Here is a 12,758-nt window from a genome sequence, read left to right as displayed (position 1 = left end):
GTCGGGGCCGTCGACCCGGGACGTCAGACGGTCTCCCAGGCGAACCCGTCGGGGTCGGTGAACATCCCGGCCTTGGTGCCGATGACGATCCGGTGGGATCCGGTGCCGTCCGGCGAGACACCCGCGTCCTTGGCGGCGGCGCGGCGGCCGTAGAGCGCCAGCTTGACCGGCGAGTCCGGGGCGGTGAACTCGACGTACTTGCTGCCGAAGCTCTTCCCGACGGTCAGGCCGTGGTCGATGTAGAACTGCTTGCTGGCCTTGACGTCGTCGACGCCCAGCAGCAGCACGACGTCGTCGACCGCGCGGGTGGCGGGGAGGGTGTTCTTCTTCTGCGAGGTGGCGATCTTCCAGATCGCCCCGTCGGGGGCCTGGAGGACGCCGCCGTATCCCCAGAAGCTCTTCTTCGCCGGCTTCAGCGTCGTGAAGCCGGCGTCGAGCGCGGTGCCGACGAGGCTGTCGACGGTGCTGGGCTGGGACACCACCAGCGACATGATGAATCCACGGAAGCCGGTCGTCGGCGCCGCCGCGGTGCGGACTCGCACCATGTCGCCCAAACCGAAGGCGGCGTCGTAGATCTCCGCGGCGCCGGGCTCAGGGGTTTCGAGGGTGATGTAGTCGATGGAGGTCATGGCAGTTCCTTCGGTTTGTAGGTGTCTGTGGTGGGTGCCCTGGATGCGCAGGGCGGTGGGGTGTGGCTGATGGTGGTTCGGTGGTCCGTACTCAGCGGTCCTGAATGAGGCCGAGGACGTTGCCGTCGTTGTCGGTGACGGTGGCGACCCGGCGGCCACCGCCGACCTCGCGCGGGGCCTCTTTCACGGTGGCGCCCGCGGCGGTCAGGTCGGCCAGCTTGGCGTCGATGTCCGGTACGTGCCAGTAGGCCACCGGGGTGGTCATGCTCTGTGGTCCGCCGTCCGGGACCAGTCCGATGTGCTGGCCCTCGGCCTCGAAGCCGACGTAGTAGGGCGAGTCGGTGTGCGGCGCGACGCCGAGCAGTGCGGTGTACACCGTCTTTGCGGCCGCCAGGTCGGACACCGGATGCAGCACGGTCTTGATTCCCTGGGTGGAAGAGCTGGTCATGATCACTCCTGAATGCGTTGTGCCGATTGGTGAACCGGACGTATTCACAGCTTCTCTTCCGGCGGCCCCTAACCACATCCGTGGCGACCACGGAACCGTCCACGGATCACGGACAGCCACCACGGACCGACCGCGGACCAGGCCCTGTCTCGAAGTCCCATCCGGCGCCTCAGCCACGGATGCATCCGGCCGAACTTCTAGGCAGGGCCTAGGATCACGACACAGCGATGGAAGATTGAGGGTCATGACGGCAACGGTGGAGATCTCGACGCGGGAAGCCGAGGTGCTGGCGCTGGTGGGGGAGCATCTGAGCAACGCCGAGATCGGTGCTCGGCTGTTCATCTCGGTGCGCACCGTGGAGAGCCACGTGTCCTCGCTGTTGCGCAAGCTGGAGGTTCCGGATCGGCGGGCGCTCGCCCAGTACGCCTCGAAGTCGGCCGGTGCCGGTCGGTCGTGGACGGCTCCGGTGCTGCCGACGCCGCTGACGTCGTTCATCGGACGGACGCGCGAGCGCGCCGAGTTGCTGGCGATGCTCGAGCAGCATCGCCAGGTGACCGCGGTCGGCCCAGGCGGAGTGGGCAAGACCCGGCTCGCGTTGGCGGTCGTCGCGGACGCGGCCGGTGCGTATCCCGATGGGGTGTGGTTCGTCGATCTGGTACCGGTGACGAACCAGGACATGCGCGTGGTCGCCGGTACGGTCGCGCTCGCGCTCGGCCTCGGGGAGCAGCCGGGTCGTGGCATGGACGAGTCGGTGCTTGCGGCGCTGGCCGACCGGCGCGCCTTGCTGGTGCTGGACAACTGCGAGCATGTGCGCGATGGGGTCGCGCTGTTTGTCGAACGGCTGCTCGCGACCTGTCCCGGGGTGACGGTGCTGGCGACCAGCCGGGCCCGGCTGATGGTGCCGTTCGAGCGGGTGTACCCGGTCGCGCCGATGTCGCTGGCGGGCGCGGGCGATTCGGATGCGGTCGCGTTGTTCATGGACCGTGCTGCGGCGAGCGGCTGGCCGCCGAATCACGCACTGCGCGACCAGGTCGCCGTGTTCTGCGAGCGGCTGGATGGGGTGGCGCTGGCGATCGAGCTGGCCGCCGCCCGCTGGACCACACTGGGGCTGGACGGCCTCGAAGCCGGGCTGTCCGACCAACTGCGGATGCTCGCGGGCGGCTCCCGCGCCGAAGACCGGCACCGCTCGGTGCGGGCGGCGCTGGACTGGAGTCATGCTTTGCTGGAGCCGGACGATCGAATGCTGCTGCGCCGAGTGTCGGTGTTCATGAAGTCGTTCGGCATCGGGGCGGCGGCGCAGGTGGTCGAGTCCGAGAAAGGCGTGGTGGCAGACGGATTGGCTCGGCTCGCCGAGCAGAGCCTGCTGGTGGTGACGGCCTCGGCGAGCGGGACCGAATACCGGGCGCTGGAAACCATCCGGCAGTACGGGATGGAGCAACTCGCCGAGGCCGGTGAGCTGGTCGACACCCGGTCTCGGCACGTGCGCTGGTGCCTGGTCGAGGCCGCGAACCTGGCGGAGGTGGGAGAGGGAAGGCGCGCACGGTTCGACGCGGTGGCCGACGACTTCCGCGCCGCGATGAGCTGGGCGGCCGAGCGGCCGGAGCAGCGCACGGACGCGCACCGGCTCGCCCGGCACCTGGCAGATCTGCTTTTCAGCCGTAACCTGATCGGCGAATCCCAGATGCGCTACGAGCAGGCGGCCGTGCTCGCGGACGACATGGCCGCCGCCTCGATGCTGCGTCACGCCGCCGCCGCGGCCGGATGCCAGATGCGCGGCGACGATATGTATCGCCTGAACCGTGCGGCCGCCGACGCCGCCCACCGGTCAGGCGACACCGCCGGGGCCGCCCGCGACCTGGCGACCGCCGCCGCCAACGCATACCGCTTCTCCAGCAAGTTCGTTCGCACCCTGCCACCGGAGGAGGCGAGCGCACTCATCACGGAGGCGAGGCAGCTGGCGGGCGACGACCCCGCCGCGCTGGCGGCGGTGGCGCTGGCCGAGGCGGGGCGGGTGCTTACCGAGGCTCTCACCGCCCAGCTTCCCGCCGCCGATGCCGTACCGGCGATCGCGTGCGCCGAACGCGCGGTCGAGCTGGCGCGCCGCACCGGCGACCCACTCGCCGAATCCGCCGCACTCGACACGCTCGCCGGCGCCCAGAGCTGGGCCGGTGATACGTTCGCTGCCGCGGCCACGGCGCGGCAGCGAATCACGCTGCTGGAGTCCGCATCGCCCACTCCGGCCGCCACCCACGAGCTGATCGAAGCGCTCGGCGAAGCCGCCGAGGCCGGCCTCGGTGCGGGCGACCTGCCGGGCGCCCGCCGGTGGGCGCGGCAACTTGCGGAGCACCCGTTGCTGGCCGAGGTCGGCCATCGTGCCACCAGCTGGCTGCTGGTGGTCGAGGCGTTGGTGGGCAACGTCGGCGAGATACTCACCCACAGTGTCCGGTTCCTCGAAGCGTGGGAGCGCGCGGGCAGCCCCGCCAGGGAGATTCTCGGTCCGGCGGTGGCCGGTGTGGCGATGATCCACGACCTGCGCGACGACCACGACACCCGCAACGAATGGGAAGCGGTCCTGCGCCGAATCGGCGCCTCACCGTGGCGCACCCATGGCTACGGCGCGGTCTTCGACACGCTGGCCATGCTCCATCGCGGGCAGGCGGAGGAGGCGCTGCACCGGATGTCGCCGGAGCCAGGGGAGGTGTGGAGATGGGTCACGTGGATCTGGCTTCACTGGTATGTGGCACTTCGGGCCGAAGCCGCCGTACTCGCTGGGAGTCCTGACGCAGGCGACCGCGTGATCGAGGCCAGGACCATCGTGGCCGGGAACCCCGTCGCCGTCGCCATCGTGGACCGAGCCGACGCGCTACTCGCTCGCGACCGGCAGCGACTCCTCGCGACAGCGGATGCGTTCGACGCCGCCGGTTGCCGCTACCAGTCGGCGCGGACCCGCTTGCTCGCCGGCGGTGACCATGCCGCCTCCGGCGCGGCCGCGCTCGCCGATCTGGGCCTCGCCCCGATGGCGCCGTTCGCGTGGTAGGCCCTTGTCGCCCGGTTCTTTTCACGGTCGAGCGAATAGTTGGGCTGGTCCCGGACGCTCGGGCTCGGACCGCCATGTGTGAGCTGAACGAATCCCGATGAATGTCGGGATGGTGCTCCCTCCGGCAGACGACCACTCCGTTCGATGTCCGTTGCGTGGACAGCGCAGGGACGGTACCCCGGCGACCGTGCGCCGCAGCAGTTGGCGGCAGACGCCGTCGGACAGAGTTGCGGTCCAGCCGCTGAATCGTTGATCAGCGAACCGGGCTATGCGTCAACGTGACGGTCGGGAATCAACTCCCGAAGCGAGCGAGCACGGAGGACGCTTCCTGGGAGGCGGTGCCTTCCTCGGCGAGATGGGCCATGGCCGAGGGGATTTCGCGGCCGTGGTGGCTCATGGCTTGGGCGTAGAGGCGGCCTGCTCGGTAGGAGGAGCGGACCAGGGGGCCTGCCATGATTCCGGCGAAGCCGATTTCCTCGGCCATCTTCGAGTGCTCCACGAACTCTTCCGGCTTGACCCAGCGGTCGACCGGATGATGCCTCGGGGACGGGCGGAGGTACTGCGTGATGGTGAGGATGTCGCAGCCCGCCTCATGCAGGTCGCGAATGGCTTGGGTGATGCCGAATCTCGTTGCGGCTGAGGGCGATCAGTCCTTCTGGTGCCGGTTCGTCGGTGCGTTGATCGTTAGCGATGACGGTAGCGAACCGTCTCCCGACCCGCACAGCCAGGTCCTCGAACTCGGCCCGCCACCGATCAGGGTCTAAGACGTCAGCCGCGGCCACCGCCAATCCAGTTGTGTCCCACACAAACACAACCTGATCACGCGGTGGCCGCCCCACTACCAGCAGCCCCAACGACCGCCGGCACCGTCACCACAGGCCACGAAGTCTGGCTGGAGTACTAAGCGATCGCTTTGGGTGTCAACTGGATAGCAGTGACCTGCGAAGATGGTGTAGCTTCGACAAGATCTTGTCTGTACAGGGGGTGGTCGTGGCTGAGCCGAATGCGTGGGATGGGTCGTTCGACGTCGTTCCGGCCGAGGTGACAGATGCTGGCCGGTATGTGCAGTTGACTGCCCAGGAGTTGGTCGCTGGGGTTCGTGCCCTCGACACGGAAATCACTACGTTGCTGGAGAACTGGACCGGCTCCTCTGCGACTGCGTTCGGTGCGGGCTGGGAGGAAACACGTCAAGGCGCCGAAACCGTTCTGGACTCATTGACCGCGCTGGCCGAGCTCCTCGGTGTGGTCGCCAACGCCCACACCGAGCTCGACGCCTCGCGCGCGGCGAACACCAACTCACTTGATCTGCCGTGAGATTCATGGGGAGGGAAACATCGCATGAGTGAATCATTTCGGGTCGATCTGAACGAACTGGACGACATCACCGCCCGCCTGGCAGGTTTTGTCGGGTTCCTCACCGAGAGCCTCACCGGCATCCAGCAACGCACGTCGGCGCTGCAATCGAGCTGGACCGGTCCGTCAGCGACCGCCGCCAACGACGCGTTCACGCAATGGTTGACCGGAGCTCGGGATGTCGCCGAAGGTATCGAAGCGATGCGCGCTGCCGCGATCGCCGCCCGCGACCGCTACAACGCGGCTGTCACTACAAACCTCGAAATGCTGGGCCGAGGAACCGGCGGGCAGCCGTGACCGGGACCGTTCTCAACGTCCCTACCCAAACCTATTACGACGCCGCCGACCTCTGCGCCAAAGCCGCCTCCGACTTGTTCAACGCGTTCAAAACCGCAATGCGGTCGTTCGGGGACACCGCCCTGATGTCCGGCAGCGTCGGCGAAGGCAAGCAATGGGGCGAATCCTACGACCAGCAAGCTAAAGACGCCTACGCCATGTCCATCGACCTGGTGACCGCCATTGACGGTTACGCCCAGGTCCTCAAAGCCGCGGGCTACAACTACGCCTTCGCCGATCACGATCCCAAAAGCGGGCAACCCGAACCCACCCAACCGAACCTCAACCCGTCGTTCACTCTCACCCCGCAAGAACTCACTAGCCTGCTTGTTCCACCGTCAGCGGGTGGCGAAGGCCGGGGGCTGATCGACGATGGGCTCGAGCTGGCGGCAAAGGTCGGTATACCCGTCCCCGACGGCAACACCGAAAAGCTCGTCAAATCCCAGAACGTGTGGAACGGGTTGGCCACCAATGCGACTGTCACCGCCATCCCAGGCCAACTCGAACGCGCCGCCGCGATGTTCGAGCAAGTCACTTCTCCTGAAGTGAACTTCTTCGACGAAGACCTGCGCGAGTTGAAAGCCGCCGCCGAAGACCTCATCGGCGTCTACGGCGAACTCGCCAAAGCCTGCGAGGACCAGAAGCTAGCTCTCGACGACCTGCGCGCCGATTTGGTGAAACTCCTCGAAGACATGGTCAAGTCGATGGCGCGGGAAGTGGTCGAAAACGCCATTATCGGCATCGTCGCGTCCAGTGTCACCCTGGGCCTCGGCGCTGCCGTCGTAGTCGCTAAAACCGCCAAATCTCTCGATAGATTCGTCGACCTCATTCGCACACTCCTCAGAACCAAAAAACTCAGGAGTTCCGTAACCGTCACCCGTGCCACTCCTCGATCCAAAAGCTCTATTCAACGCATCAAGGACCTCAAAGCCAAACTGCTCGAACGATTCAGGAGCAAAGACAAGAACACCAGAGCGAATGCCAGTAATACACCGGGAACGCCGGAGTACAAGGCGCGCTTGGAAGAGATGGCGAAGGATCCAGCACATGGCGGCAATATCTCGGACAAGTCCAGGCGCGAAGCGGAGGTTGCGCTCGCTATGGAGCGAAATGGCCAGTTGACGCCTCCCGTGACACGAGCGCCGATGGTGAACGGCAAGGATACCGGCGATTTCGTTGACGGTGACGGAAAGCATTGGGATATGAAGCAACCGACCGATACGTTCCCGGCATCGGCTGGACCAAAAGCTGGCCAACCGATGCCTCCAACGATGCGGGGAGCTTATAATGAGGCCGACTTCGAGAAAATGGTCGCGGATGAATTGGCCACTGGCGAATCGGTAATGATCGATCCGCAGAACTTGTCGACAGCCGGATTGCAGAGTGTTGAACAAGTTGTTGCCAGACACCCCGAATGGGCTGGCAAAGTGGTGATCCATGGAAACTGATCGCGTGTAAGGTGGAGCCGTGGTGGAGCAATTCAGGCAGCGTTCCTATGAAGTTCGAGCATGGCCGGTCGATGGGGACGCATGCGCCGCTTTGGCCGAGTACCTTCGGATTCGCGTCTCGGCCGAAGATGGCGCCCGCGGCGCGCTCGGCGGTGCGGGGTTGGACTTTCGAGGTGCAGATCTGACCGACCTCGATCTCTCGGACGCTTACCTCGCGGTTGCCGACCTAGAAGGTGTGAATTTTGCGGGCGCCGACCTCGACCGGGCTACGTTACTCGGTGCCAACCTGCGAAACGCGAACCTCGCTGGGGCAAATCTGCACAAGGCTGAAGCCGACGGTTGCGAAGGAGAAGGTCTCAAACTGACTGGCGCGAACCTGTTTCGGGCAAGCTTGGTGAAATCCGATCTGCGTCGGGCCGATCTGCAGGAGTGCGAACTGAGCTCCGCCAACCTGCGAGAGTGCGATCTCAGCGGTGCAGACCTCCGCGGATGTCACTTCGGCCCTTCTCCGACCCGCTTGACCGAAGCACGACTGTCGGGTGCAAAGGTCGCGGGCGCCGAGGGGGTCGTGTGGGGACCGGTACTGGTGGAGCATGATCGACTTCTCGCGGGCCAGCAACTGGAGGAGTGGTTTACGGCCAACGGTGCACCAGAAGTACGCGTGCAATAGCCGCGCGCTGACACGGATTCGGCGTATCAAGGACACGCGGCGTCGGTGAGCTGTTCACCCGCGCCACCGGACGCGCTGGATCGGTTGCACGTCACCGGTTTGTGTACCTGTCTTGCGTGGCTCAAGGCTGCGGTACCTGCTATGTCGACCGACGTGTGCCGACCACAGGGCCTGTCCACTACTTCGCTAGCCACGGCTGAGCTTCACCCCGCGGACAGGGGAAGGTCTAAGTACCTTCGCTTCCGAAGCGGGCGAGGACGGAGGAGGCTTCCTGGGAGGCCGTGCCTTCCTCGGTGAGATGGGCCATGGCCGAAGGGATTTCGCGGCCATGGTGGCTCATGGCTTGGGCGTAGAGGCGGCCTGCTCGGTAGGAGGAGCGGACCAGGGGGCCTGCCATGATTCCGGCGAAGCCGATTTCCTCGGCCATCTTCGAGTGCTCCACGAACTCTTCCGGCTTGACCCAGCGGTCGACGGGGTGGTGCCTCGGGGAGGGGCGGAGGTATTGGGTGATGGTGAGGATGTCGCAGCCCGCCTCGTGGAGGTCGCGCATGGCTTGGGTGACCTCCTCCGGCGTTTCACCCATGCCGAGGATGAGGTTGGACTTGGTGACCAGACCGGCTTCGCGGGCTGCGGTGAGGACCGCGAGGGAGCGCTCGTAGCGGAAGGCCGGGCGGATGCGCTTGAAGATGCGCGGGACCGTTTCGAGGTTGTGCGCCAGGACCTCCGGGCGCGAGGAGAAGACCTCCGCGAGCTGGTCGGGGTCGGCGTTGAAGTCGGGGATGAGGAGTTCGACGCCGGTGTTGGGGTTCAAAGCCTTGATGGCGCGGACGGTTTCGGCGTAGAGCCAGGCGCCGCCGTCTTCCAGGTCGTCGCGGGCGACGCCGGTGATGGTGGAGTAGCGCAGGCCCATGGCCTGGACGCTTTCGGCGACGCGGCGGGGTTCGTCGCGGTCGAGGGCGGCGGGTTTGCCGGTGTCGATCTGGCAGAAGTCGCAGCGGCGGGTGCATTGTTCGCCGCCGATGAGGAAGGTGGCCTCGCGGTCTTCCCAGCATTCGAAGATGTTGGGGCAGCCCGCTTCTTCGCACACGGTGTGCAGACCCTCGCGCTTCACCAGGCCCTTGAGTTCGGTGTACTCGGGGCCCATGGTGGCGCGGGTGCGGATCCACTTGGGTTTGCGCTCGATGGGGGTTTCCGCGTTGCGGGCTTCGATGCGTAGGAGTTTGCGGCCGTTGGGTGCGGACGCGCTGTGCGGTGTCGGGGTGTCGACTGAGGTCACTTGATCGACCTTACGCCTTGGGTGTCGGCCGCTGCCGGGGTGCTCGGGACCGCGATGTCGGTAGGTGCGGAGGCGCTGCTGGTTCCCGTGCTGTCCACGGCCTTCGCTGCGGCTGCCTCGGTCGTACCGGGTGTGCCGTCGGTGGCCTTGGCCGAATTCGCCGAGCCCTCGGCGCCGGTGATCGGGCTGTAGGCGGTCCGGGGGAGGTCGTGGTCGCTGACGGGAAGCTCGCCGTCGAGTGCGCGCACGATCGCGTCGGCGACCAGCGGCTTGACCTCGGCGACCGTCACTTCGCGGCCGAGTTCGCCAGTGAGGGTGGTGACGCCCGCGTCGCGGATGCCGCACGGGATGATGGCTTGGAAGCCGTCCATGGCGGAATTGCAATTCAACGAGATGCCGTGCAGGGCAACGCCACGCTGCACGCGCACGCCGATGGCGGCAATCTTGCGTTCGGGGTAGAGGTCGTTGGCGGGCAGCCAGACGCCCGAGCGGCCCTCGATGCGGCCACAGTTCACGCCGAGGCCGAGGCAGACGGAGATCAGCGCTTCCTCAAGGCGGCGGACGTAGTGAACGACGTCGACGGGCTCGGCCAGCCGGATGATCGGGTAGCCGACGAGTTGACCGGGGCCGTGCCAGGTGATTTTCCCGCCGCGATCGACCTGGACCACGGGGCTGCCGTCGATGGGCAGGTCCTCGTCTTCGGTGCGGCGGCCCGCCGTGAACACGGAGGGGTGTTCGAGCATCAGCAGGTGATCGGAGCCGGTGCCTTCGGCGCGGTCGGCGGCGATGGTTCGCTGCAGGTCCCAGGCGGCGTGGTAGTCGATGAGACCGAGATCCTCGACGACGATCGGGGTGCGATCGAAGCGGGCGGACCAGGTGGTGCGCGTGTCGTTCACGCCCCTGACGGTACGCCCAGGGGGAGCGTCGCCGACAGCGGGTTGGTGTGGTGGATGCCACATGGTTGCGGCATGTCGTTGTGGCGATGGGGGCTGGAAATGTCGAACCGGGTCAGTCCCGCGCGTCGACCGGCAGCGTCAACTGCATCAATGTCAGGTCCATCCATCGGCCGAATTTGTGGCCTACTTCGGGCAGTTGGCCGACCACCATGAATCCGAACCGTTCGTGCAGCACGATCGAACCGGTGTTGCCGGATTCGATGGCGGCGATCATGGCGTGCACGCGGCCGGATGTCGCGGCGCGGTCGATCAATTCGGTGAGCAGGGCGCTGGCCAGGCCGCGGCGCTGGAAGCGGTCGGCGATGTAGACGGAGTTCTCCACGGAGTAGCGGTATCCCACCTTCGGCCGCCACTGGCCGTAGCTGGCGTATCCGGCGACCTCTCCCTCGATCTCGGCGACGAGGATCGGCATACCCGCGGCGGTGCGGGTGCGGAACCAGGTCTGGCGCTCGTCGATGCCGACTTCGTCGATGTCCCAGATGGCGGTGGAGGTGGCGATGTTGGCGTTGTGGATGTCGAGGATCGCGGGCAGGTCACCTTCGCGCGCGTCGCGGATGACGGTGGCGTGGCGGGTGTCCATGGCGGTCAACGAGGTTCTCCGTGGTTCTGCGAAGGAGGTCGGCATCGCCCGCGCTGTGCGTTGTGCGCGGTGTTTGCCGACGCGGCCTTCGGTCGGTGTTCGACATTCGATCATTGCGCGTCGTGGGAGACGCGGCAATGCGGGATCGGTCACCTGTGTGCTGGGCATCGGGGGCCGCGGCGGTTGAGCGACCTCGCAGCGCCGCCTGTCCGGGCCGGTCAGCGAATGGCTGTGGTTCGTGAGCTGCCCATAGTTGGCGTCAACGAATGGGCTTTGCTCACGGCCCCGCGAACGTCACGTGGCGGTGCGGAATGGCTCACCTGTCGTCGGAATCGCGGCCGATTGTCGCGGCCAAGGCGGAGCCGATCGTGGGGTGGCGGAAGGGGTAGCCAGCGTCTTCGAGGGCCGTGGGGATGGCCCTCGGCCCGCGCAGGATGGCTTCGTCGGCGAATTCTCCGACGAGCGCGCGCAGGGCGAACGCGGGCAGCACCAGCGGGGTGGGGCGGTGCAGCGCGCGGCCGAGGGCGCGGTTGAACTCGGCGTTGGTGACCGGGGCCGGGCCGACCGCGTTGATCGGACCGGACACGCTGTCGTTGGTGAGCGCGAAGACGATCGCGCCGATCTCGTCGTCCATCGAGATCCACGGCGTGTACTGGCGGCCGGTGCCCAGCCGCCCGCCGAGTCCCAGCGAGTACAGCGGGTGCAGCATGCCGAGCATCCCGCCGTGCTGGGACAGCACGACGGCGCTGCGTACCAGCACCGTGCGCACGCCCGCGGCGCTGGCGGGGCCGGTCGCGGCTTCCCAGTCACGGCACAGCGTGGCCAGGAAACCCGAACCGGCGGGGGAGGATTCGTCGACAACGCGGTCGCCGGTGGCGCCGCCGTAGTAGTGCACGCCGCTGGCGTTGACCAGCACCGGCACGCCCGCGGCGGCCACCCTGTTGGCGAGGACGTCGGTCGGGGTGATGCGGCTGTCGCGCAGCTCCTGCTTGAAGCTGCCGTTCCAGCGGCGCCTGCCGAGGCTCGCCCCGCACAGGTTGACCACCGCGTCGGCCCCGCGCAGCGCCCGCTCGTCGAGCTCGGCGCGGGCGGGATTCCAGACGAATTCGTCGCGGGCGGCGGCGGGACGGCGCACCAGACGGGCCACCTCGTGCCCGTCGCGGCGCAATGCCGCGACGAGCGCCGTCCCGATCAGCCCGGACGAACCGGCGATCACGACCTTCATGCGGGACGAACCTTCCCCGGGTTACAGACCCAGATCGGCCTCGAACGCGGCCTCTTCGAGGCGGTGGCGGATCGTGGTCAGGAAGCGACCGGCGTCCGCGCCGTCGATGAGCCGGTGATCGTAGGTGAGCGGCAGGTAGCACATGGAGCGCACGCCGATCGACTCGTTGCCGGTCTCGTCGGTCACCACCACCGGGCGCTTGACGATCGCGCCGGTGCCGAGCATGCCCGCCTGCGGCGGAACCAGGATCGGGGTGTCGAACAGCGCACCCTGGCTGCCGATGTTGGTGATGGTGAAGGTGCCGCCCGCCAGCTCGTCCGGCTTCAGGCCGCCGTTGCGGGCCCGATCGGCGATGTCGGCGATGGCGCGGGCCAGACCGGCCAGCGACAGGTCGCTGGCGTTGTGGATGACCGGGGAGAGCAGGCCCTGCTCGGTGTCGACGGCGATGCCGAGGTGCACCGAGGCGTGGTAGGTGATCTCCTTGGTGCCCTCGTCGTAGGAGGCGTTGACGTTCGGGTGCACGCCGAGCGCCTCGACGACCGCCTTGGCGAAGAACGGCAGGAACGTCAGGTTGACGCCCTCGCGGTCCTTGAACGCGCGCTTGGCCTGCGCACGCAGCGCCGCGATCTTGGTGACGTCGGCCTCGTGGACCTGGGTCAGCTGCGCGGTGGTCTGCAGCGATTCGCGGGTCTTGGTGGCGGTGATCTGCCGGATCCGGCTGGCCTTCTGGACTGTTCCGCGCAGGTGCGCCAGCTGCGACGCGGCGGCCGGAGCCGCCGGAGCCTTGGCGGGCGCGGCGG

Annotated in this window: 11 protein-coding genes and 2 pseudogenes; 5 read left to right on the top strand and 8 right to left on the bottom strand. The window is 67.2% G+C overall.

Annotated elements, in window-relative coordinates:
- Positions 1-23 precede the first annotated feature (23 nt).
- Both NL1_RS15630 and NL1_RS15625 read right to left on the bottom strand, forming a co-directional pair.
- Positions 24-629 (bottom strand): VOC family protein, encoded by a 606-nt coding sequence (locus tag NL1_RS15630; protein WP_067840056.1) that lies wholly within the window; start codon positions 627-629, stop codon positions 24-26.
- Between the two features lie 91 nt (positions 630-720).
- A complete protein-coding gene (locus tag NL1_RS15625) occupies positions 721-1,077 on the bottom strand; it encodes a VOC family protein (RefSeq protein ID WP_067840158.1) in 357 nt (118 codons plus the stop codon).
- A 244-nt stretch (positions 1,078-1,321) separates the two neighbouring features.
- On the opposite strand from NL1_RS15625, the gene NL1_RS15620 reads away from it, so the two are divergent.
- A complete protein-coding gene (locus NL1_RS15620; RefSeq protein ID WP_067840054.1) occupies positions 1,322-4,114 on the top strand; it encodes an ATP-binding protein in 2,793 nt (930 codons plus the stop codon).
- A gap of 292 nt (positions 4,115-4,406) precedes the next feature.
- On the opposite strand, the pseudogene NL1_RS36565 reads toward NL1_RS15620, so the two are convergent.
- Positions 4,407-4,733, bottom strand: a pseudogene (locus NL1_RS36565) (lipoyl synthase); the annotation flags it as partial.
- Positions 4,734-5,104: 371 nt separating this feature from the next.
- Between NL1_RS36565 and NL1_RS15605 the strand changes: the two are divergent.
- The 4 genes from NL1_RS15605 to NL1_RS36560 are packed head-to-tail and all read left to right on the top strand — an operon-like array spanning position 5,105 to position 7,921.
- The gene (locus tag NL1_RS15605; protein WP_067840156.1) at positions 5,105-5,428 is read left to right on the top strand and encodes a WXG100 family type VII secretion target; all 324 of its coding nucleotides are present in this window, start codon (positions 5,105-5,107) and stop codon (positions 5,426-5,428) included.
- 24 nt (positions 5,429-5,452) lie between these two features.
- Positions 5,453-5,764 carry a WXG100 family type VII secretion target gene (locus NL1_RS15600; protein ID WP_067840047.1) on the top strand — a complete coding sequence of 104 codons (312 nt, stop codon included), beginning with the start codon at positions 5,453-5,455 and terminating at the stop codon, positions 5,762-5,764.
- Positions 5,761-7,251: a hypothetical protein gene (locus NL1_RS15595; protein ID WP_067840045.1), complete on the top strand. Its 1,491-nt coding sequence runs from the start codon at positions 5,761-5,763 to the stop codon at positions 7,249-7,251. Before NL1_RS15600 ends, NL1_RS15595 begins: the two co-directional genes overlap by 4 nt.
- A gap of 19 nt (positions 7,252-7,270) precedes the next feature.
- Entirely contained in the window at positions 7,271-7,921 is a 651-nt protein-coding gene (locus tag NL1_RS36560; protein WP_084510628.1) for a pentapeptide repeat-containing protein, read from the top strand.
- Between the two features lie 226 nt (positions 7,922-8,147).
- Here NL1_RS36560 and lipA read toward each other — a convergent pair whose 3' ends face one another.
- The 5 genes and pseudogenes from lipA to sucB all read right to left on the bottom strand — a co-directional run.
- The gene (gene lipA, locus NL1_RS15585) at positions 8,148-9,197 is read right to left on the bottom strand and encodes a lipoyl synthase (RefSeq protein ID WP_067840039.1); all 1,050 of its coding nucleotides are present in this window, start codon (positions 9,195-9,197) and stop codon (positions 8,148-8,150) included.
- Between the two features lie 149 nt (positions 9,198-9,346).
- Positions 9,347-10,093: pseudogene (gene lipB, locus NL1_RS15580) on the bottom strand (lipoyl(octanoyl) transferase LipB); the annotation flags it as partial.
- 112 nt (positions 10,094-10,205) lie between these two features.
- Positions 10,206-10,733 (bottom strand): GNAT family N-acetyltransferase, encoded by a 528-nt coding sequence (locus tag NL1_RS15575; protein WP_067840154.1) that lies wholly within the window; start codon positions 10,731-10,733, stop codon positions 10,206-10,208.
- A 316-nt stretch (positions 10,734-11,049) separates the two neighbouring features.
- Complete coding sequence (locus NL1_RS15570) at positions 11,050-11,958, bottom strand: TIGR01777 family oxidoreductase (protein ID WP_067840036.1); 909 nt, start codon at positions 11,956-11,958, stop codon at positions 11,050-11,052.
- A 21-nt stretch (positions 11,959-11,979) separates the two neighbouring features.
- On the bottom strand, positions 11,980-12,758 hold a 779-nt coding region (sucB, locus tag NL1_RS15565; RefSeq protein ID WP_067840033.1), incomplete at its 5' end, for a 2-oxoglutarate dehydrogenase, E2 component, dihydrolipoamide succinyltransferase.

Origin of the sequence: Nocardia lijiangensis NBRC 108240, assembly GCF_001613045.1 — a bacterium.
Classification (GTDB): domain Bacteria; phylum Actinomycetota; class Actinomycetes; order Mycobacteriales; family Mycobacteriaceae; genus Nocardia; species Nocardia lijiangensis.
This window is presented reverse-complemented; position numbering and strand designations above follow the sequence as displayed.